Origin of the sequence: Sulfitobacter pacificus (assembly GCF_030159975.1) — a bacterium.
Lineage (GTDB): Bacteria > Pseudomonadota > Alphaproteobacteria > Rhodobacterales > Rhodobacteraceae > Sulfitobacter > Sulfitobacter pacificus.
Window position 1 is genome coordinate 3,254,293 of record NZ_BSNL01000001.1, and the last position, 20,203, is coordinate 3,274,495.

Annotated in this window: 19 protein-coding genes; 8 read left to right on the plus strand and 11 right to left on the minus strand. The window is 55.7% G+C overall.

Features of this window, described 5'->3' with window-relative positions:
- Positions 1–12 precede the first annotated feature (12 nt).
- From QQL78_RS16280 to QQL78_RS16310, 7 genes are all read right to left on the minus strand, one after another.
- Positions 13–1,047, minus strand: a complete 1,035-nt coding sequence (locus tag QQL78_RS16280; protein ID WP_284374865.1) for a transketolase family protein — start codon at positions 1,045–1,047, stop codon at positions 13–15.
- Complete coding sequence (locus QQL78_RS16285; RefSeq protein ID WP_284374866.1) at positions 1,044–1,892, minus strand: transketolase; 849 nt, start codon at positions 1,890–1,892, stop codon at positions 1,044–1,046. Before QQL78_RS16285 ends, QQL78_RS16280 begins: the two co-directional genes overlap by 4 nt.
- A 35-nt stretch (positions 1,893–1,927) precedes the next feature.
- Complete coding sequence (locus QQL78_RS16290) at positions 1,928–2,854, minus strand: transketolase family protein (protein WP_284374867.1); 927 nt, start codon at positions 2,852–2,854, stop codon at positions 1,928–1,930.
- 98 nt (positions 2,855–2,952) lie between these two features.
- Entirely contained in the window at positions 2,953–3,801 is an 849-nt protein-coding gene (locus QQL78_RS16295; protein ID WP_284374868.1) for a transketolase, read from the minus strand.
- Between the two features lie 39 nt (positions 3,802–3,840).
- Positions 3,841–5,280: a TRAP transporter large permease gene (locus QQL78_RS16300; RefSeq protein WP_284374869.1), complete on the minus strand. Its 1,440-nt coding sequence runs from the start codon at positions 5,278–5,280 to the stop codon at positions 3,841–3,843.
- Positions 5,281–5,301: 21 nt separating this feature from the next.
- Complete coding sequence (locus QQL78_RS16305) at positions 5,302–5,877, minus strand: TRAP transporter small permease (RefSeq protein ID WP_284374870.1); 576 nt, start codon at positions 5,875–5,877, stop codon at positions 5,302–5,304.
- Between the two features lie 8 nt (positions 5,878–5,885).
- The gene (locus QQL78_RS16310; RefSeq protein WP_284374871.1) at positions 5,886–6,866 is read right to left on the minus strand and encodes a TRAP transporter substrate-binding protein; all 981 of its coding nucleotides are present in this window, start codon (positions 6,864–6,866) and stop codon (positions 5,886–5,888) included.
- 167 nt (positions 6,867–7,033) lie between these two features.
- Between QQL78_RS16310 and QQL78_RS16315 the strand changes: the two genes are divergently transcribed.
- Positions 7,034–7,975, plus strand: a complete 942-nt coding sequence (locus QQL78_RS16315) for a LysR substrate-binding domain-containing protein (RefSeq protein ID WP_284374872.1) — start codon at positions 7,034–7,036, stop codon at positions 7,973–7,975.
- Positions 7,976–8,014: 39 nt separating this feature from the next.
- Here the strand turns inward: QQL78_RS16315 and ltnD are convergent, their stop codons facing one another.
- Positions 8,015–8,920, minus strand: coding sequence for an L-threonate dehydrogenase (ltnD, locus tag QQL78_RS16320; protein WP_284374873.1), 906 nt, complete (start codon positions 8,918–8,920; stop codon positions 8,015–8,017).
- A 670-nt stretch (positions 8,921–9,590) separates the two neighbouring features.
- Between ltnD and QQL78_RS16325 the strand changes: the two genes are divergently transcribed.
- The gene (locus QQL78_RS16325; RefSeq protein ID WP_284374874.1) at positions 9,591–9,929 is read left to right on the plus strand and encodes a DUF8846 family protein; all 339 of its coding nucleotides are present in this window, start codon (positions 9,591–9,593) and stop codon (positions 9,927–9,929) included.
- A 9-nt stretch (positions 9,930–9,938) separates the two neighbouring features.
- On the opposite strand, the gene QQL78_RS16330 is transcribed toward QQL78_RS16325, so the two are convergent.
- Both QQL78_RS16330 and QQL78_RS16335 read right to left on the minus strand, forming a co-directional pair.
- Complete coding sequence (locus QQL78_RS16330) at positions 9,939–11,033, minus strand: Hint domain-containing protein (RefSeq protein ID WP_284374876.1); 1,095 nt, start codon at positions 11,031–11,033, stop codon at positions 9,939–9,941.
- Between the two features lies 1 nt (position 11,034).
- On the minus strand, positions 11,035–12,615 hold the full coding sequence (locus QQL78_RS16335) for a Hint domain-containing protein (RefSeq protein WP_284374878.1): 1,581 nt from the start codon (positions 12,613–12,615) through the stop codon (positions 11,035–11,037).
- 302 nt (positions 12,616–12,917) lie between these two features.
- On the opposite strand from QQL78_RS16335, the gene dapE reads away from it, so the two are divergent.
- From dapE to rnr, 4 genes are read left to right on the plus strand one after another with little or no spacing between them, the layout of a single operon-like run.
- Complete coding sequence (gene dapE / locus QQL78_RS16340) at positions 12,918–14,063, plus strand: succinyl-diaminopimelate desuccinylase (protein WP_284374880.1); 1,146 nt, start codon at positions 12,918–12,920, stop codon at positions 14,061–14,063.
- The gene (locus QQL78_RS16345; RefSeq protein ID WP_284374882.1) at positions 14,060–14,476 is read left to right on the plus strand and encodes a GNAT family N-acetyltransferase; all 417 of its coding nucleotides are present in this window, start codon (positions 14,060–14,062) and stop codon (positions 14,474–14,476) included. Before dapE ends, QQL78_RS16345 begins: the two co-directional genes overlap by 4 nt.
- Positions 14,473–15,051, plus strand: a complete 579-nt coding sequence (locus QQL78_RS16350; RefSeq protein ID WP_284374884.1) for a TIGR04282 family arsenosugar biosynthesis glycosyltransferase — start codon at positions 14,473–14,475, stop codon at positions 15,049–15,051. Before QQL78_RS16345 ends, QQL78_RS16350 begins: the two co-directional genes overlap by 4 nt.
- A gap of 27 nt (positions 15,052–15,078) precedes the next feature.
- Complete coding sequence (gene rnr, locus QQL78_RS16355; RefSeq protein ID WP_284374886.1) at positions 15,079–17,334, plus strand: ribonuclease R; 2,256 nt, start codon at positions 15,079–15,081, stop codon at positions 17,332–17,334.
- On the opposite strand, the gene QQL78_RS16360 is transcribed toward rnr, so the two are convergent.
- Positions 17,303–18,031, minus strand: a complete 729-nt coding sequence (locus QQL78_RS16360) for a glutathione S-transferase family protein (RefSeq protein ID WP_284374888.1) — start codon at positions 18,029–18,031, stop codon at positions 17,303–17,305. The two genes, rnr and QQL78_RS16360, sit on opposite strands and share 32 nt — an antisense overlap.
- A gap of 78 nt (positions 18,032–18,109) precedes the next feature.
- Here QQL78_RS16360 and QQL78_RS16365 point away from each other — a divergent pair, with 78 nt between their 5' ends.
- Together QQL78_RS16365 and QQL78_RS16370 are read left to right on the plus strand one after the other, a co-directional pair.
- Positions 18,110–18,826, plus strand: coding sequence for a helix-turn-helix transcriptional regulator (locus QQL78_RS16365; RefSeq protein WP_284374890.1), 717 nt, complete (start codon positions 18,110–18,112; stop codon positions 18,824–18,826).
- Between the two features lie 68 nt (positions 18,827–18,894).
- Positions 18,895–20,151, plus strand: coding sequence for a lytic murein transglycosylase (locus QQL78_RS16370; protein WP_284374892.1), 1,257 nt, complete (start codon positions 18,895–18,897; stop codon positions 20,149–20,151).
- Positions 20,152–20,203: the final 52 nt, after the last annotated feature.

The window sequence follows — 20,203 nt, forward strand, 5'->3', positions numbered from 1 at the left end:
ATACTTTCCAGATTATTCGCTGAGCCAGTTTTTCGTTTGACGAATGACTGCATCTTCCGACAAACCATATCGCTCGTGCAGGGTCGGCAAGGCACCAGCATCCAGAAACTCATCCGGGCAGGCGATTTGGCGGAAAGTGGGGTGCACACCGCGCCGCATAAGCTCGGCTGCGACTGCCTCGCCAAGTCCACCAATAATCGTGTGGTTCTCCGCCGTGATGACCAGGCGTCCTGTCTTCCCGGCGGCTTCGGCAATTGTTGCTGCGTCAAACGGCTTGATCGTAGGTACATGCAGCACAGCACAATCTACGCCGTCTTTTGCCAGCTTTTTGGCTGCCTCCAGAACCCGCATGGTCATAAGACCCGTCGAGATATAGAGAACATCCACACCGTCCCGGATCATCTTGGCCTTGCCAAGTTCGAACTGATACCCGTATTCGCCCAGTACATCGGGTACATTACCACGCAGCAGTCGCATGTAGGCAGGCCCTTTGTAGGCGGACAGTGCCTTGGTTGCCTGCATGATATCCGTTGCACAACAAGGGTCGAGGATCGTCATATTGGGCATGCCGCGAAAGATTGCGAGATCTTCTGTCGCCTGATGGCTGGGGCCATAGCCTGTGGTCAAACCGGGCAGGCCGCCAATGATTTTAACGTCCAGGTTCTCTTCGGCGATTGCCATGCAAATGAAGTCATAGGCGCGACGGGCAGCAAAGACGGCATAGGTCGTCGCCCAGGATTGAAACCCCTCGCGGGCCAATCCCGCCGCTGCTGACACCAGAACCTGTTCGGCCATGCCCATTTGATAGAAACGGTCTGGATATTTATCACGGAAAACGTGGATATCTGTGTATTTCGCCAGATCCGCACTAAGACCGACAATCTTGTCGTTAGATTGAGCCAATTCGTTAAGAGCCTGTCCAAAAGGGGCGGCAATCACTGGCATGCCGTCGGCAGCCAATGAAGCGATCATGGCGGAAGTTTTCAGACGGTGACCTGCGGGAACAGGAGGGCGAGGGTCATATTTTCCAAATCTTTGAGCGCTCATGAAATGCGTCCTTCGTCGATAATTTTGATGGCCTCGGCCCACTCTTGGGGCTCAACACGCAAGAAATGGTTTTTCTCCCGCGCTTCGAGAAACGGCACGCCACAGGCCATTTTGGTGTCGCAGATAATGACATGCGGTTTAGCTATTTCTCCCGCCTTGGCACCGTCGAATGCTGCAACGACGGCGTCGATATCGTTGCCGTCGACGCGCTGTACGTGCCAGCCAAAGGCGGCGAATTTTTCGTGGATCGGCTCTGTTCCCAGCATCTCCTGTGATGCGCCGTCGGCCTGCTGGTTGTTGTTATCGACCACAGCGATCAGGTTATCGAGCTTGTGATGGGTTGCCGCCATTGCCGCTTCCCAGGTTGAACCCTCGTCAAGCTCGCCGTCGGACAACATATTGATGATCCAACTGTCAGATTTCTTGCGCTTCAGGCCCATCGCACCGCCTACAGCGATGCCCAGCCCGTGACCCAGCGATCCGCCCGTAATCTCCATGCCCGGTGTGTAGGCCGCCATGCCCGACATTGGCATCCGGCTGTCGTCGCTGCCATAGGTTTCCAATTCGTTTTCGGGCAGAATTCCGGCCTCGATTAGGGCCGCGTATAGTGCAATCGCATAGTGTCCCATCGATAGGTACACTCGGTCTCGGCCTTCCCATTCCGGGTCTTCGGGCCGCATTCTGGCGGCGTGAAAATATATCACCGCCAAGACATCCGCCAAACCCAGAGCCTGGGCAATGTACCCTTGTCCCTGAACTTCGCCCATGCGCAGGGCATAGCGGCGGATGCGAGTGGCACGTTCTTTCAGGCTAACGTTTGAACGTGAATTTTCATCTGTGGTCATACTCGTTCTTTCTATCTCGGGGACGTTTTGACCGGCTATTTCAGCCAGGATCTGACAGAATTGCAGACTTCGGGAACCGACAGGCCATATCGATTGTGAAGTGTCGGAAGTGTGCCTGCATCGGTGAATTCATCCGGAATGGCGATTTGTCGGAATCCCGACGGCATGACTCCTTGTGAGATCAATGCCATGGCCGTTGCTTCTCCCAGACCACCCTGAATGGTGTGGTTTTCGGCAACCACAACAAGACGCCCTGTTTTGCGGCAGGCCTCAACGATGGTTTTGGTATCCAGCGGCTTGAGGGTGGGAACATGCAGAATTGCGCACTCTACGCCGTCCTTGGCGAGTTGGCGTGCCGCAAGGATGCAACGGGTGGTCATCAGACCAGTCGAAATGAACAGAACATCCTTGCCGTCCTGAAGCATTTTGGCTTTGCCAAGCTCGAATTCGTAGTCGAATTGGTCGAGTATCACCGGGGCCTGAACGCGTGGGATACGCATATATACCGGACCTTTGTATTCGGCGATGGCGTAGGTAGCCTGTTCTGTGTCCAGCCCATCACAGGGGTCGATAATGGTCATATCAGGGATGCCCCGGAAGATCATGATGTCTTCGGGGGCCATATGCGTTGGCCCATATCCGGTGCTAAGGCCCGGAACCGCGCCGATGATTTTGACGTTTAGCTGTTCTTCAGCAATTGCCTGATAGATGAAGTCATACGCCCGTCGCGCCGCAAAGGCGCAATAAGTTGAGGCAAAAACCGTATCTCCCTCGCGCGCCATGCCTGCCGAAACGGTTGCCAGCGCCTGTTCGCAAATGCCGACCTGAACATAGCGGTCAGGGAATTCCTTGATAAACGGAGAGATGTCAGTGACGTTGGATAGATCGGCTGAAACTGCCATCACATCCGGGTTCTCTCGCGCAACTTTGCACAAGGCATTGCCAAACGGGGCCGATTGCATGGGCAATCCCCCTTCGGATTCAAATTCAAGCATTGATTGGGTCGATAAACCGGAACCGGGAACACGCGCCTCGTACCGGGATTGAGTTCTTGCTGGTCTCATTTGCTGTCTCCCAATTCTGCCAGAGCCCGTTCAAGATCTGCGGCGGACCAAGGCATAAAATGAACCTGCTTTTCACGGTGTTCGACAAAGGAGACACCTTTGCCCATCTGATTGTCACAGATGATGATGCGTGGCTTGTCAGCCTTGGAATTCCTTGCCTCATCAAATGCTTGGCACAGGGACGGAATGTTATTCCCATCCACGCGCCAGACTTCGAACCCAAAGGCCGCCCATTTATCCTGAATGGGTTCCAGGTTCATGACCTCCGAGGATGGCCCGTCATTCTGCATGTCGTTATTGTCCATCACCACAATCAGGTTTTTGAGTTTGTGATTGCCTGCGTTTAGGGCGGCCTCCCAGGTAGAGCCTTCATTGATTTCGCCATCGGACGTCATACAATACATGAACGAAGGCTTGCCACGACGGCGTAAAGTCAGCGCAGACCCAACCGCGATGCCAAGCCCGTGACCCAGTGTGCCGCTCGCAATTTCAATGCCCGGCGTATAGGCTGGCTGGATGGAAATCGGGAAACGACTGTCGTCCTGGCCATAGGTTTCAAGCTCATCTTCTGGCAAAATACCCGCCTCAATGAGTGCCCCATAAAGGGCAATGCCCATGTGGCCATGCGACAGGAAAAACCGATCTCTGCCATCCCATTCCGGGTCTTCCGAACGATAGTTCAAAGCATGGAAGTACAGCACAGATAAGACATCAGCCATTGCCAGCACCTGTCCGACATAGGCTTTGCCGACGACGCGGGCCATTTTCAGACCATGCACGCGGATGCGCCGCGCGCGTTCCTCCAGTGAGATATTTGAGAGATGTGTCGTCGCAGTAATAGCCATTTGGGCCCTCAATGGTTGGGTGTTTGCTTGCATGGGATTTCAGAGGAAGATCGTGGTCAGGCCGGGTACAAAGCTGACCAACATCAGCACAAGAATTGCGACCAGATAGAAGGGCAGCAATTGCATCACGACCTTGCCCATGGGAACACGTTCAATGGCGACAGACACAAACAGCGTTGTGCCAACCGGCGGTGTGTAAAGCCCGATGGCGAGGTTCACGACCATCATCACACCAAGCTGGATAGGTTCCATGCCGATTTTTGCAGCCACCCCGATGAATATCGGTGCCAGAAGCAGAACCGCAGCGGGCAGATCAAGAAATGTCCCAATCAGGATCATGAGTAGGTTCATGCCAAGTATCACAGCCCAGGGTGACTTCAGCGTTTCAAGCATGAATTCCGCAAGGTTTTCTGGCACGCTTTCAAACGAGAGGATCCATTGCAGCGTACTTGATCCCATGATCACCAGCATAATAACCCCGGTCATCATCCCAGTCGTAAGAACACAGCGTAAAATAGTGGCAGGCGTCAAATCGCGATAAATCAGGAGGCCGACAATCAAGGCATAGGCTACTGCAATCACGCTGATCTCGGTCGGGGTGACGACGCCACCTCTGGCCAGCACCACGACCATGACAGGCATCAGCAAAGCTGGAATTGCCCGATATAGATCTGTGGGTACCTTGCGCCAGCTAAAACGGCGTGAAACGAATGTGGTGTGTATCGCGGCAATGGTGATGCCCAGCAGGAATGCCAGACCAGCCGAAAGGATGCCATTGACGGTCAAGGCAATCAGCGCACCCGTGGCCACAACAATCATCAACAGGTCACGTTTATCGAAAAATTCGCTTCCAACAATGCGGTTGTGCTCTTCTACCGGAGACCTCGGCAGGTCGCGGATCCGGGCGATCGCAAAGCAGACTACGAAGATCATCACTGTTAGCATGATACCCGGCACAAATCCTGCCAAGAACAGCTTGGGGATCGAGGTTTCCGTGACCAGCCCGTAAAGTATCAGGGGGATTGATGGCGGGATCAGAACGGAAATGGTTGAGGAAGACGCATTGACGGCTGCCGAGAAACCCTCTGGATAGCCTTGCTTCTTTTGGACCGGGATCAACGCGTTGCCCATGGCGGAAGCATCGGCAACAGCAGATCCAGAAACACCCCCAAAAAACAATGAGCCGACAACACTGACCTGTGCCAGCCCACCTTTCATCCACCCGACAAGGATTTTGGAAAAAGTGACAAGGTATTCACCAAAGCGGCCCGACATCATCAGGTCGCCAGCAAGGATGAAGAAAGGGATCGCCAACATCGGGAAACTGGCCGTGGGTTTGTAGACGTTCAGAATAGCCTCGAACAGGAAGATCGGGTCATCCGAAATCATGGCAATCCCGCTGGCAATAAGCAGCGCGTGCGCCACGGGGGTCGCCAGTAACAGAAGTGCGACAAAGACAATCGCAGCGGTCGATGACATGAATGTTCCCTCCCAGAAAGGTTAGCTGATCGAAATCTGTTCGTCGTCGCTGTGAACGTCACTGCCTGCCGCCAGTCGATAGATCGTGGCAAGCGCTGTTAATCCCAGGAAAAAATATCCGAACAAAATAGCGAGGTATGAATAGGATTGAGGGATTCCGAGTGAGGTAAAGGCCACGTCACCGGCGGCAAATCCCATTCCGCCTTCAAACATGCCAAATCCCAAATAAACGTAGCACAAGGTCAGGCTCGCCAATACGATCAGCACCTGCACCGGTATTGTGATGAAGCGGGCCAACCGCTTTGGCATCAGTGCGACGAGCACCTCCACACCAATATGTCGTTGATGTTGAGCGGCCAGGACAGCTCCTGCCATGATGAACCAAGGAAATGTCAATTGAACCGCTTCGACTGACCACACAAGGCTTGCATTCGTCGTATAGCGAAGGACGGCATTGAATAAGGTCGGCAGAAACATGGTGACGAAAGTGACCCATAAAATTGCTGCGCAGGCAGCCCTAACCGCCGTATCGACCACCATAACAGCAGGGCCTAAAGGCCCTGCTGCGGGAGGCGCTATGATGATATCGCGCATCATCGTAGCGATCAGTTGCCAGCAGCAGCGTTAGCGGCTTCTTGGATGCGGGGTACAATATCACCGATTTCGCCTTCCCACTTTTCGTAAACGCCTGCGGTCGCGGCTTTGAAGGCGTCGACATCAACTTCGTTCAGCTTCGCACCTTCTTCGATCAGTTTCTGCTCCAGCTCGGAGTCCGCGATCAAAAAGACACCACGGTTGTACCACGTCGCCGCATCCATCGCGTCCTGGATCATTGCCTTGTCTTCGTCAGACAGCTTTGACCACCAGCGTTTGGATGCAAGGATGGGTGCCATTTCGTATTTGTGGTTGGACTTTGCAATGTACGGCGTCAGCTCGTGCAGCTTGGATGAATAGATGTTCGCCAACGGGTTTTCCTGCCCCTCGAAAACGCCAGACTGAAGTGCAGCTGGCAGTTCAGAGAATGCCAAGGGGGCCGGGTTTGCCCCGAGTGCGGTGAAAGCGTCAATTGTAACCTGGCTTTGCGGTGTACGGATCTTCATCCCTTTGATGTCATCAGGATGGGTGATGGGTTTTGAGGTATGGGTAATTTTACGCAGCCCATTGTCCCACCATGAGAGAACGACATACCCTTTCTCGTCGAGTTTCGCGGCGATGCTGTCACCAATCTCGCCGTCTAAAACGGCCCATGCCTGTGGCAGGCTGGTGAACAGGTAAGGTAAGCCAAAGGCGTTTAGATCGGGCACAATTTCTGCAACCGGGCCGTCCGAATTCACAGTCATATGCATCGTACCAAGACGCACGGATTTAAGCATCTGACGATCATCGCCCAGCGTTGCAGAATGAGCGACCTTCACGGTGAACTTCCCACCCGAAGCCTGTTCAAGCAATGCACCGAACATTTCTGCGCCGGTCACGCGTGGGTTGCCTGGCTTGCCGTTGGTACCAATAACGAGCTCTTCTGCCATCGCAGGCAGGCTCAATATTAAAGCAGTTGCGGCTGCCAATCCTAGTGTCTTGAGTTTCACTTTGGTTCCTCCCATGAATTATCTGATGTTGCTGGATTAGGCCGAATCCGAGAGCAGTTTTCAAACATGATCTGCTGATCTAATGTGAAGCAGAGCTAAACGATCTTGATATCGCCGAGGCGAAAATATCTTCACAGGAAGGGTAGACTCGCGTGAGGCCATTGAATTTGAATACAATCCAATTTTTCGAAGCAGTCGCAAGGTTGTCACGGCTAAATCTTGCTGCCGAAGAGTTGAGGGTGTCGCCGTCCGCGGTCAGCCAACAGATCAAGTCATTGGAAGAAGCCATTGGTGTTGCTCTGTTTCGCCGGGTCAAGCGACGGCTGGTGTTAACAGAAGCTGGAGAGTTGTTTTACGCCTCCTCAACTCAGGCACTTGGATTAATCCGAAATGCCCGGTCACGGGTGTCACGCAAGCAAGAGTACCGATCTTTGGTCATCCGGGTTGCTCCCAGTTTTGGCGTTCGATGGCTGTCCCCGCGCATTGGCGGGTTTGTAGAAGCTCATCCGGATTTTGATATCCGCGTGGATGCAACATCAGAGCTGACCGATTTCGATAAGGAAAATGTCGATCTCGAAGTCAGATATGGGCTTGAACCGCCAAAAGGCGTTAACGCAACGCCGCTGATCACGGATCAAGTGATGCCGTTTTGTCATCCGAAATTTGCGCAAGATGCTGCTCTTGTCGGGTTGAGCGTAACTCTCGGGAGTGCGCGGCTGATCCATACCGTCAAAGCACAGGTAACCTGGCAGGAATGGCTGGAACGGCAAAACATTGACTCGGTCGATAGCAGCCATGGGCTTCACTTTGACAGGTCGTCGATGTCAATTCGTGCTGCCGTGGACCGTTTGGGTGTGGTCTTGGAAACGGCAACTTTGGCCATGCCTGAGTTGCAATCAGGAAGCCTCGTGCCACTTGCACCGCACCTAGGGGCCCTTTGTTTCCCAACATATTGGCTTTGCTGCCCGCCTCGACATCTCAACCGCAGGGCTGTGAAAGCCTTTGCAAACTGGATTGGCGAAGAAGCCAAGGAGCATGAATCCCGCAAACTTCGCCTGCTCGGCTCACTGGGATGCGAGCAGTATTTTGACTATAAAACTGACGGATAAAGTTTCGTCCACTGCACCATATTCCAGCTGGGTTTCGCCCTAGGACCGTGACGATGCAACCGACACGCCAGTCATTGCTTCATAGGCTTTGACAACTGCAGAATCGTCCAGCTTACCGTGTCCCATTCCAGAGGCCGCGAGCAGCATTTGATGCGCCGCAGCCGAAAGGGGAAGTGGAACGGTATTTTCTTTCCCGGTTTGCAAGACAAGACCGAGATCCTTGATAAAAATATCCACCATTGAGCGTGGCGCAAAGTCATCGTCGAGAATATGGGGAACACGATCCGTCATCATCCAGCTGGCTCCTGCTGACTGCGATACAATTTCGAAGAGTTTACTGGAATCGCAACCTGCCTTGGCTCCCAGTGCCATCAGCTCAGCCGCTGCAACAAGATGCACACCGGCCGCCAGCTGATGCACGACCTTGTAGGTGGCCCCCAGTCCAGGCTCTGTACCAAGTTTGTGCACGACCTTTGAAATCGCCTTGAGCACACCGTCCGCAGCCTCGAAAGAAGCGTCGGAGCCAGAGCACATTAAGGTCAGTGTTCCGGTTTCCGCACCAACCTTGCCTCCAGAGACAGGTGCATCGAGGAACTCAAGACCTGCGGCAAGCACACGTTCGCCAAGGGCCTTTGCATCTGAGGGCGCAACGGTCGAACAGAGCATCACGGTCGCGCCCGGTTTCAGTGCTGTGACTGCGTTCCCGGATCCAAAAATGACATCTTCAGCCTGAGCCGCATTCACGACCATGAGCAGGAAAATATCAACATCAAGAGCGGCCTCTGCAACGCTGTTTGTGGCGGTCCCACCGGCAGTCGCAAGTGCTGATTTGGCAGGTTCAAAAATATCGTATCCCTTTAGAGAGAACCCTGCATTGAGGATATTCTTGGCCATACCCATGCCCATGGACCCAAGTCCAATAAGGCCGACTTGATGTTTGCTCATGGTTTCTCCTGCCAGATTTGGTTTGATTGGCCGTCTTTATGCGTCGGCAATTCGATCCTTGATTTAAGAACCGCTCCAGACCCAGTCGTTCGTCAGGGGAAGGCTTGGGAATTGAGTGAGTTCTGGAATCCAAATTATTCGTACGCCCTGTTTCCAACAAACTCGAATATCTGATGATTTGTTTAGTAGAAGTTACCAACCTGCTTTGGACAGCGTAAATCACGTATTTACTCTTGCCCGCAAAGTTAAGTTGCCGGCTTCAAGCGGTGTTTTGACCCCGGTATCGTTAAACCCCACCTCTTAGGCAATGTTCAAAGTTGTTTCATTGCTTAACTGCCAACATGCTTTCATCCTGTCGCCACAGACGATCCGTCGATTGAGTGTTGCATGATCCAGTTCAACGCCGCGTTCCGCGATTGCTCTGTGCGGTTGTGATGCGAAACCGTAAGGCGAATATATGGATACACCTCATAGAGGGTCACGGATTTTGGATGCTGCATACCTTTGGAAGTGATCAACCTTTCAATCCTGCTTTAGCTGCGGGAAGGTATGGTATTACGTTCTGCGCGCCCGGGAACACAACTCAGGTCTGGAACTTTGCGACACTTCCTTTTCAATTCCGGCAGATCACGCTAGGGCTGCCTATCAAACGAAAAAGGTGGCCCCTGTCATGTCCGACCCTAAGAAAGCCGAGAAGAAATCGCGCCAACAGGTGTTTACCCTGCTGGTCCAGATTGGCCGCAAGGAGGGTGACGGCCTGCCGGAGAAGGCGACCGGTGCTGCGCTGATGTGCTTTGCGTCCGGCGTGGATGAAGCAGAGGCCGTGCGCGAGACGGTTGCGATTCTGAAGCAAGCCGATACCAACCCACTGGATGTGACAGGCTATGGCACATTGGCCGAGCGTGAAGAAGAAGGTCACGAAATCGACGATGAAGAACGCGCGTTGATGCAGCGCGCGCTGGATGAAAATTCGGTGATCATCGCGCAGATGACCCCGTTTTTCGACTAGGGCCAGACCCTAGGCTGCCCGACGGCGCGCGAGATGAATGGCGTCGTACCAGCGCAGGACGTGATGGGCCGGACGCGGGTGTTCGGGTAAGAGCGTGCGGTCAAAGCTGTGCAGCAGGCTGCTTTGCAGATGATGTGCCTGTCTGCGTATACGTCCGATATAGATGCTTTCGACGAATGTGCCCGCCGCAAGTAGGGTTTCGTGCCGCGGCAGCAGCAGCTGATTATAGGTGATCATCGGCCCACATGGTTCGGTCAGCGCGGCAAAGCCGTTGACCAGATGGCGGGCGGGGACCAGCACGGCTTCCTGACTGAACAGATATTCCACCTCGGGTCCGTCGATGATCAGCCGTTGATCAGGGGCGACAATAACGTCCTGCTGCAATCCGAAGTAGGGTGCGCGCAGGCGGATCGGGCGGAAACTGCCCCGCGCCGGCACTGTGCGTTGCAGGCGTTGCAGCACTGGAACAACGCCGTCATCGCGGGTGATCACCGTATCACCGCGCCGCATTTCCGAGGCCGGTTTATAGCCCCGCGGCGCTGCCAATGGTGTGGAAGGTAGCAAAGTTGGCATTGGGCCAATTGGTTCAATCTGGTCTGACAGTGCGGCAAAGATCATATCAGAGGCGAAAGTTTGATTGTTGCGCCCCAACATCAGGTCACGGATGTCATCCAACGACAAGGCGCGTGGATTGTCGATGTAGACACTTGTGACTTCGGTTTCCTCGGGCATCTCCAATGTCATCCGACCCCAGTTTACCGTGCTGTCCCAGGAATAGGTGATGCGCACAACGTCTGTACGCCCGGCTTCAGTGTGTTGAATGGCGGCGTGGGAAATTTCGTCGTTCTGCACCTGAACCATGGCGATCCCGCCACCGGGTATGGCCTGAAAGGTCAGGCTGCGCAGGGAGGGAAACGTGTTCTTATACCCAAACAGAACCTGAGGACGCCCATCTGCTGACAGGCGTGTTTCGAACATGATGCTGCCTTGGGTCAACAATGTGCTGGGGTTATCCGCGAGCTGCGGCCGATCTTTTTTATCGGTGCCCAGTCCCCGCAAGGACAGGCGGCGGTCGGTATGATCACACAGTGCCAGCCAGGTCATATCAAGCCACCTTTGTGGCGCGCAGCAGGTCCGCCTCGTAGCGTTTCAGGGTGCGACGCGCTGCGGGGGAATAGCCTTGGCCGGTTTCGGGGTCGATTTCCGGGAAAATCGCACAAATCTCGTCGACGACTTCGCGCTCGAAACTCTTGGTGGTTTGGGGGCCGGGCAGGAAGCTTTCTGTTTCCAGACCTTCTGAAAACACAACTTGATGACGATCAAACAGCAGGTGCACGTAGGTCACCTCTCCCCCGGCACGGCGCCGGACAGAGCGGTCATTGACCAGATCACGTGCGGCGATCAACACCTCGGCCTCACCAAACAACAGCTCTGCCAGATTGTCGCGGATCAATACGCGGTGCAGAGGTGACACCAGCAGATCGCGGTGCACCCCAAAGGTGTTGGCGCGGATATGGATCGGGGCAAAGTCGCCGGTTGCTGCAACTTCCCGTGTCCCGATCCAGCGCAACGGTTGGGGGCCGTCGTCCTGGGTCAACACAAGATCACCGGGCACAAGGGTTTCGGCGGGGCGTTCTCCATCAGGTGTGGCGATCATTGTGCCGGCAACGAAACAGGGCACACCGGTGGCGTTTACAAAACCCACATCGGTGTTGATGCCATTGTCAATTGTATAGGTGAAGTTGAAATTTTCGACGTCACCATCGCCGGTGACCGTGAATGTTCCGTCAGCGTTTAATTCAACAGTTTGACCGGTGGGCAGGGTGATCGTGTCACCTGCCACCACCTGAACGCCGTTGATGTGAGTGATGGTCAGCGTGCCGGGCCCGTTGTTGATATCATTGGCCAGAACATCGATCACCTTGTCCCCGTCTGGGAACAGGTCAATGTTGTCCGACAAGGCCACCAGACCTGTCTGCACAGAATCGCCAGCGATCAGCAGGTTTGAATCGTAATTGGTATCCGCCACATCCGCGATTGCGATGCGCATGGAGTTCGTTACCCCGGCGTTGACGTTCATCGTCAAGGTCAAGGTGATGGTGAACCCGTCCATCTCTGTGTTGAAATCGTCATTCTGGTTGTTGACGTACATGTTGATGTTGTTGGCAGTATTGACGTTGCCGGGATCAACATCGCCATTCCCGACATCCATCGGGACCAAGCTGCCGTTGATCCAGACGCCTACGAAATCCTGATAGATCGAATTTTCAAATTCGGGGTATTCCTCGGAAGAAAAGACAAACTGCATCGTCATGATGTTTGTGTCAGGGATGAAGTCTACATCCAGCGTTGAGGCGTCATAGGTCCGTGCGCCAGCCGCCGCGTTGTATTGACCGTGGTTGTTTGTCCCGGAAGTATTTGTCGAGGTGTTGGTATTTTGGTTGGCCTGACCAGAGGAGTTGGTGAAATCCTGCGCGTTCCCGGTCGACATGATAATGCCGGTGTCCCCGGGGGTCACGCCTGGTGCCACCGCATCCCCGCCTGTATAGATACCAGCGCTGTCGCGGTCGCCATAATATGTGGCCCCGGTTACGGTAACGCCTTCGCCAAAGATGGTCTGTGCCATTTGGGTCGCCGTGGTACCCTCGCGCACTGTGTTAATCGGAAGCTCTGATGCTGCTACCATTGTCCTGCCTCACACCTTGGCCCGGAGAACAATGATCAGCACAGGGTCGCAGGCAGGTTCTGCCCTTGTCTGTCTTGTGGTGGTGCAATCGGATCGGCCCTGTTTTCAGGTGCTCGGATGACTGCGGTACTGCTGATGCCCTGCCTCGGGTCATATTATTGCCTTAATGTTAACAGGTGGCTGGGCCGCTGTTAAGCATTTCCTGCAGGTGCCCCCTTGGCACCGCGCCTTTTTCGCCACAAAAGAAGGGGGTTATCCGGTTTCTCCTGAAAAGCCCGGCTATTGTTTGAAAAGGAATGTACATGCCCTCCGTTGATCCCGTTGCCCTGACTGCACAATTGGTCCGCTGCGCCTCTGTGACCCCGGCGAATGAAGGCGCGCTGGAGGTCTTGGAGGAACTGCTGACACAGGCCGGGTTCGATTGCGCTTGGGCGGATCGTGGCGGTATTCGCAATCTGTTTGCCCGTTGGGGAAATAAAGGCAATACGCGGTCCTTCGGCTTCAACGGCCATACCGATGTGGTGCCCATTGGGGATGCTGCGGATTGGTCGATGCCACCCTTTGGCGCTGAAATCAAAGACGGGATCATGTACGGGCGTGGCACCACGGATATGAAATCCGGGGTTGCGGCCTTTGCTGCGGCTGCGGTGGATTTTGTCCGCGACACGCCACCCGATGGTTCGATTGTGATTGCTATCACCGGAGATGAAGAAGGGGACGCGATCGACGGCACCACCGCCCTGCTTGAGCATATGGAGAAAAACGGCGAGCGTATGGATGTCTGCCTTGTTGGTGAGCCGACATGCCCCGATGTAATGGGTCAGATGATCAAGATCGGGCGGCGCGGATCGATGACGGCGTGGATCAAGGTGGTCGGCACGCAAGGCCATTCGGCCTACCCCCATCGCGCCAATAATCCGCTGCCCGCGATGATGCGGTTGATGGATCGTTTGGCCTCGCATGAGTTGGATGCAGGCACCGAACATTTTGATCCATCTACCCTGGCCGTGGTGACGGTGGATACCGGAAACGCTGCAACAAATGTGATCCCTGCAACCTGTTCGGGTACCGTGAACATCCGCTTTAACGATACCCATTCCGGGGAGTCCCTGACCCAATGGCTTGAGGGCAAGGTGACAAAAATTCGCAGCGAATTTGGTGTCGAGGTTGCGATGAACATCAAAGTGTCCGGCGAAAGTTTTATCACCCCTCCCGGCGCGCTTTCCACCCTTGTTGCAAACGCCGTCGCCGCAGAAACTGGCGTCACGCCGGAGCTGTCCACCACGGGCGGCACTTCGGATGCGCGGTTTGTCAAAGCGCATTGTCCGGTGGTTGAATTCGGTCTTGTGGGGCAATCGATGCATCAGGTCGACGAACATGTGAAGGTTGAACATATTCACCAGCTGAAGGCGATCTATAGCCGTATCCTCAAGGATTACTTTGCATGAGTGTGACGATTTCCCTGACTGATGACATCAGCGCCTGTCGCACCCTGCGCCGGATTGTATTCATCGATGAACAGGGCGTGTCCGAAGCGGATGAAATTGACGATCTGGATGACAGCTGCCTGCATCTACTGGCGATTGACGGCAACATACCGGTTGGCACGGCGCGGATTCACATCGCCAAGGGGCTGGCCAAGATTGGCCGTGTTTGTGTGTTGAAATCCCATCGCGGCACCGGACTGGGGGCCGCTTTGATCCGCAAGGCGCTGGACGTGTCACGGGGCAAAGCCGCACAGGCGAAACTGGGCGCGCAGACCCATGCGCTTGGATTTTACGAGGCCTTGGGGTTTGTGGCGACCGGCCCGGTTTATGATGATGCGGGCATTCCCCACCGCGATATGCTGCGCGATCTATGAAAGGCACCTTGATTATCATGGTCAAGGAACCGCGCCCCGGTCGGGTGAAAACCCGGCTTGGGCGTGACATTGGCATGACGGCTTCCGCCTGGTGGTTTCGCCATCAAACGCGCCACCTGCTGCGCCGCCTGCGTGATCCGCGTTGGGATATCGTGCTGGCGGTCAGCCCCGACCGTGAAGGGATGCAAAGCCGCGTCTGGCCACGCGGATTTTCCCGTATGCCGCAAGGTACCGGTGATCTGGGTGCGCGGATGGCACGGATGTTGGGGCGGGTTCAACCTGGACCGGCCTGTCTGATCGGTGCGGATATTCCTGACATCACCCGGACTCACATTGCGCAGGGGTTTGCAGCGTTGGGCAATCATGATGCGGTGTTTGGACCCGCTCCTGACGGCGGTTTCTGGTTGGTTGGCCTGAAGCATCCGCACCGCCAACCACCACAGTTCTTCAAAAATGTGCGCTGGTCCAGCAAAGATGCGCTGGCAGATAGTATCGTGACCCTGCCGGATCATCGCATTGCCCGCATCGCGACCCTGCGTGATGTCGATACAATGGACGATTTGCCCATGACGTGAGCCATGCCGCGTGATACTTGCGGCAGTATGAACAAAATACCCTCCAAAGCCGAGATTCTTGAGTGGATCGAACAGAACCCGACCCTGACCTCCAAACGTGACATCGCAAAGGCGTTTGGCATCAAAGGGTCCGCGCGGATCGATCTGAAACAGCTTCTTAAGGAGTTGCAGGCAGAGGGGCATCTGGAAAAACGCAAGAAATCCTATCAGGATCCTGACCGCCTGCCGCCTGTCTCTGTATTGATGGTCACCGGGCCGGACAGTCAGGGCGATCTGTTTGCCAAACCGATGGAGTGGCACGGCGAGGCCCGAGAACCAAACGTTCTGTTGATCCCCAAAGCTGGTGATCCCGCGCTGGGCGAAGGTGACCGTATTTTGGCGCGGCTGACCTTGGTCAAGGATGAGACCCACGCCTACGAAGGGCGATTGATCCGTCGGATCGGGACGAACCCGAAAAAGCTGCTGGGTATCTTTCGCAAACGCAGTGAAGGTGGGCGGATCGTGCCCATTGACAAGGGCGCGGATCGGGAATGGACGGTGGGCGAGGGCGACATCAACGGTGCCAAAGACGGTGAGTTGGTTGAGGCGGAGCAGGCCGGGCCGAAGGGCCGCATGGGTCTGCCCAAGGCGCGGATTACCGACCGCTTGGGCGACCCTTCTGCACCCAAGGCTGTTTCGCTGATCGCAATTCATCAGCATGGTATCCCTGATGCATTTCCCGATGATGTGGTGGCGCAGGCGGATGCTGCAAAACCTGTGGGGCTGAAAGGGCGCGAAGATCTACAAGAGCTGCCGTTGATCACGATTGATCCGTCAGATGCGCGCGATCACGATGATGCCTGCTACGCTCATGCGGATGACGATCCGAAGAACGAGGGCGGCCATGTTGTCTGGGTCGCGATTGCCGATGTGGCGGCTTATGTCGCGCCTGACTCTGCGCTGGACCGCGAGGCACGCAAGCGCGGCAATTCTACCTATTTTCCCGACCGTGTGGTGCCGATGTTGCCTGACCGCCTGTCTGGTGACCTTTGTTCGTTGCATGAAGGGGTGCCGCGCGCCTGTATTGCCGTACGCATGGTGCTGGACGCCAAGGGCAACAAACTGTCGCACAGTTTCCATCGCGGGCTGATGCGCTCGCCTGCGTCCTTGCATTACGAAGAGGTGCAGGATGCCATTGACGGGCGGCCAAACCAGCGCACAGAACCCTTGTTAGAGCCTGTATTAGAGCCGCTTTATGCTGCCTACGCTGCTTTGAAGAAAGCCCGTGCTGAACGCCAGCCGCTTGATCTGGATCTGCCGGAACGGCGTGTGGAGCTGGACGAAGATGGCACTGTCAAATCGATCAATTTCAAGGACCGGCTGGACGCGCACCGGTTGATTGAAGAGTTCATGGTGCTGGCCAATGTCGCCGCCGCAGAAACCCTTTTGGCCAAAAAGGTTCCGCTGCTGTTCCGCATCCATGAAGAACCCTCGCCTGACAAACTCGAAAGCCTGCGCGAGACGGCACAGGCATCCGGTTTTACACTGGCCAAGGGGCAGGTCTTGCAAACGCGGCATCTGAACAAGCTGCTGAATGACGCTGCCGGAACGGATGAGGCAGAGCTGATCAACCTCTCGACGCTGCGGTCCATGACACAGGCCTACTACGGCCCGGCCCATATCGGGCATTTTGGCCTGGCGTTGAAGTCCTATGCGCATTTCACTTCGCCCATTCGCCGCTACGCTGACCTGATTGTGCATCGTGCACTGATCACCGCCCATGGCTGGGGCAAGGACGGGTTGCGCCCAGAGGATTTCGAGAGCCTTGAGCAAACCGGTGCGCATATTTCCGACACGGAACGCCGGTCAATGGTGGCAGAACGCGACACAACAGATCGCTATCTTGCCTCTTACCTATCTGAACGTGTGGGCAACGAGTTTACTGGCCGGATCAGTGGCATCGCGCGGTTTGGCGTCTTTGTGAAACTTGATGAAACCGGTGCTGACGGGCTGCTGCCGATGCGGGCCTTGGGGCGCGAATACTTCCATCACGATGCGGAAACCCAGACCCTGCGCGGTTCTGACACCGGGATGGTCATCAGCCTTGGTCAGCGAGTCAAAGTGCGCCTGGCGGAAGCGGTGCCGGTCACTGGCGGCATATCGCTTGAACTGCTGGAACTTGAAGATCAGAAAATCAAGCAGGGCAGCCGTTCACCGGCAGGGCGCAACCCCCGCCGGAAATCCCATAAGGCCAAGCGCAAGAAGGATAAGATCAAGCGCAAAGTGTCGCGGACGCGGCGCTGACCGGCTGGTTCATCGCGTCGCTTGCGCGGTCGATATAGCGGCACAGGATCTCATCCTCGGCGATCCGCATTTTCATCAGGGTTTTACCCGGTGTTGCGCGCATATTGGCCAGCATTGCCGCAACGGATGCATCTGCCGCTGTTGGCCTGTCTCCGAACAGAAACGGACCATGCCAGAGCCGCGTGGTGATCGCCTGCAAATCGGCCTCCAGCCGGTCCAGACGTTCCTGCGGCGTGAACCGCCCCAAGCCCTGCGCATGCATGCCGCGCATCAGTGTCTGGCGCAGTTTATTGGTGATCATCCCGCGCAGCAGTTTGGGGATGGCGGCGAAATAGGTGTCGCGGATGATGGGCCAGACGTCATCATCCCCCCAACGGTCCATGACAACGTGAAAATACATGTGTTCCTCGGCCATTCGGATAAACGCACGCGAGGTGGATTTTTCCATGTCCGACAATCCCGCGTCAAAATCAGCACCCTGTGATTCCAGATAGCTGCGAATGTTCTCGCTGTCAGGGATGATTTGATCGTTCACACGGATTGCTGGCAGCTTTTGCTTGGGCATGCTGCGCGGATCAGCGGTATCTTCGCGGGTCCAGGCGAGACCCGACATATTGAGCAACCAGATCGCTTTAATGCAGAACGGGCTGGCGGCAGGTTGCCCAAAGGATGGGGCGAAAGTGATAAGGGTGATCATTTTTTTTCCTTGCTTTGTGTTGGCCCATTCTAGCATCCGATGCTGTCAATTTCTGTCAGCATAGGGTATGATCATCACATGACCCGAACCCACCGTCTGTTCCAATTGATGACAACCCTGCGCCGGCTGCCCGCACCGGTCCGGGCGACACAGCTGGCGGATGAAATGAGCACGTCCTTGCGCACGGTCTACCGCGACATTGATGCGCTGCGCGGCCTGGGTGCGGTGATTGATGGCGAAGCGGGCTTTGGCTACACCTTGATTGAAGATGCCGCATTGCCGCCTTTGGGGTTTGAGGATGACGAGCTTGAGGCATTGGTGCTGGGGCTGCGCGATGTGACAGTGATTGGTGATCCGGCGCTGGCGAAAGCGGCCAAAACGGCGCTGGCCAAGATCACCGCACGGGTGCCGCCGCGACAGGCGCATCGTTTGCAACACGCCATTCTGGACGCCCGCCGCTTTGTGCGGCCTGACCCACCGCGCATTGACGTGGCTGATTTACGTGCCGCGACCTGGGAAGAGGAAACCGTGCGTTTCGCCTATACGGATGGTGCTGGCGTGGCGACCACGCGGGAGGTCGATCCGCTGGGGCTGGTTTATTTTCAGGACACGAACATGTTGATGGCATGGTGCCATTTGCGTCGTGATTTCAGGGTGTTCCGCTTGGACCGGATGGATGAACTTATGCGGACGGGGCAAAGTTTCAGGCCGCGCCGTGTGCCGCTGTTGCGGGAATACACAGAGATATTGCGGGCCGAAGCATTGGCGCGAGCGGAACGTCGCGCGGAGCGCTGAATGGGGTTTTGCGAATAAAGCGGGCAAGCTAGGCTGCACGGGAGCAGTAACTCCAGATAGGTGGAAATATGTATCGTTGTGCGATGTTGGCATTGGTCGCCGTTTTTCTGGCCGCGCCAGTTTGGGCCGTCGGGCCGGAAACCTCAATCAGACCGGCGGAACGTCAGGCAGAGAAGGGCCAAGTATCCCTTTCGCAAACGGATGCAGGTCTGGCGGAGTGGGTGGTCGGGTTTCGCGCCCGCGCTTTGGCGCAGGGGATCCATGCGGCGACATTTGATGCGGCACTTGAGGGGGTTTCATATGACCCGGCGATCATCAAACGCGACCGTAATCAGGCAGAGTTTACTAAGGCGATCTGGGACTATCTGGACACGGCTGTGTCCGATTTGCGGATTGAAAGCGGACGCAAGGTGCTTGGCACATGGCACGACACCTTGAGCCGGATCGAAGCGCAATATGGCGTGGAGAAAGAAGTAATTGTTGCAATCTGGGGTCTGGAAAGCGCGTTCGGTACATTTCGCGGCAATGCCCCGGTGATCAACGGGCTGGCGACATTGGCCTTTGATGCCCGGCGGGCTGAGTTCTTTGAAGGTGAATTGATTCACGCACTGCGCATCTTGCAAGAGGGCGATACCACATTGGCGCAGATGCGGGGCAGTTGGGCGGGTGCGATGGGGCATACCCAATTCATGCCTTCGTCTTTTGCCGCCCATGCGGTGGATTTTGACGGCGATGGCAAACGCAACATCTGGGAGGATGATCCGCGGGACGCCTTGGCCTCGACCGGGGCCTATCTGAAACATTTTGGCTGGATCAAAGGGCAACCCTGGGGCGTTGAAGTGCGTTTGCCAGCAGGATTTGACCATACGCTTGCAGATCGCGATATCACCAAACTGCCCGGTAATTGGGGACAGATGGGGATTGTGCCGGTGACAGGTGGGTTAAGTGATGATGACGGTCCTGCCTCGATCCTGTTGCCCGGAGGGGCAGAGGGGGCGGCATTTATGATTTTTGCAAATTTCGCGGTGCTTGAGAAATACAATACCGCTGATGCTTATGTGATAGGCGTGGGGCATCTAAGCGACCGTATTAAGGGGGGCAAAGCCATTGAACACAGCTGGCCGCGTCACTTGCGGGCGCTGAGCAAACCCGAGCGGATCGAGTTGCAGGAGCGGCTGACCGCAGCAGGGTTTGATACGGTCAAGATTGACGCCAAGATGGGGCCGCTGACGATCAACGCGGTGCGCAGATTTCAGAAAGCCAAGGGGCTGGTGCCCGATGGCTTTCCGTCGCTTTCAATATTGGATCGCCTGCGCGCATTGTAGGGCGAGGTTGATCCCGCCGCAGGCAACCGACACGTTTAATAAGCCGGGGCTA

Excerpts from the sequence above, each read along its gene's own strand:
- QQL78_RS16350 (WP_284374884.1), top strand. The coding sequence starts at position 14,473 with ATGAAAGGCACCTTGATTATCATGGTCAAGGAACCGCGCCCCGGTCGG.
- QQL78_RS16330 (WP_284374876.1), bottom strand. The coding sequence starts at position 11,033 with ATGACCTGGCTGGCACTGTGTGATCATACCGACCGCCGCCTGTCCTTG.
- QQL78_RS16305 (WP_284374870.1), bottom strand. The coding sequence starts at position 5,877 with ATGATGCGCGATATCATCATAGCGCCTCCCGCAGCAGGGCCTTTAGGC.
- QQL78_RS16285 (WP_284374866.1), bottom strand. The coding sequence starts at position 1,892 with ATGACCACAGATGAAAATTCACGTTCAAACGTTAGCCTGAAAGAACGT.
- QQL78_RS16365 (WP_284374890.1), top strand. The coding sequence starts at position 18,110 with ATGACCCGAACCCACCGTCTGTTCCAATTGATGACAACCCTGCGCCGG.
- QQL78_RS16335 (WP_284374878.1), bottom strand. The coding sequence starts at position 12,615 with ATGGTAGCAGCATCAGAGCTTCCGATTAACACAGTGCGCGAGGGTACC.
- QQL78_RS16345 (WP_284374882.1), top strand. The coding sequence starts at position 14,060 with ATGAGTGTGACGATTTCCCTGACTGATGACATCAGCGCCTGTCGCACC.
- QQL78_RS16290 (WP_284374867.1), bottom strand. The coding sequence starts at position 2,854 with ATGCAATCGGCCCCGTTTGGCAATGCCTTGTGCAAAGTTGCGCGAGAG.
- QQL78_RS16360 (WP_284374888.1), bottom strand. The coding sequence starts at position 18,031 with ATGATCACCCTTATCACTTTCGCCCCATCCTTTGGGCAACCTGCCGCC.
- QQL78_RS16325 (WP_284374874.1), top strand. The coding sequence starts at position 9,591 with ATGTCCGACCCTAAGAAAGCCGAGAAGAAATCGCGCCAACAGGTGTTT.
- QQL78_RS16280 (WP_284374865.1), bottom strand. The coding sequence starts at position 1,047 with ATGAGCGCTCAAAGATTTGGAAAATATGACCCTCGCCCTCCTGTTCCC.
- ltnD (WP_284374873.1), bottom strand. The coding sequence starts at position 8,920 with ATGAGCAAACATCAAGTCGGCCTTATTGGACTTGGGTCCATGGGCATG.
- QQL78_RS16370 (WP_284374892.1), top strand. The coding sequence starts at position 18,895 with ATGTATCGTTGTGCGATGTTGGCATTGGTCGCCGTTTTTCTGGCCGCG.
- QQL78_RS16300 (WP_284374869.1), bottom strand. The coding sequence starts at position 5,280 with ATGTCATCGACCGCTGCGATTGTCTTTGTCGCACTTCTGTTACTGGCG.
- rnr (WP_284374886.1), top strand. The coding sequence starts at position 15,079 with ATGAACAAAATACCCTCCAAAGCCGAGATTCTTGAGTGGATCGAACAG.
- dapE (WP_284374880.1), top strand. The coding sequence starts at position 12,918 with ATGCCCTCCGTTGATCCCGTTGCCCTGACTGCACAATTGGTCCGCTGC.
- QQL78_RS16295 (WP_284374868.1), bottom strand. The coding sequence starts at position 3,801 with ATGGCTATTACTGCGACGACACATCTCTCAAATATCTCACTGGAGGAA.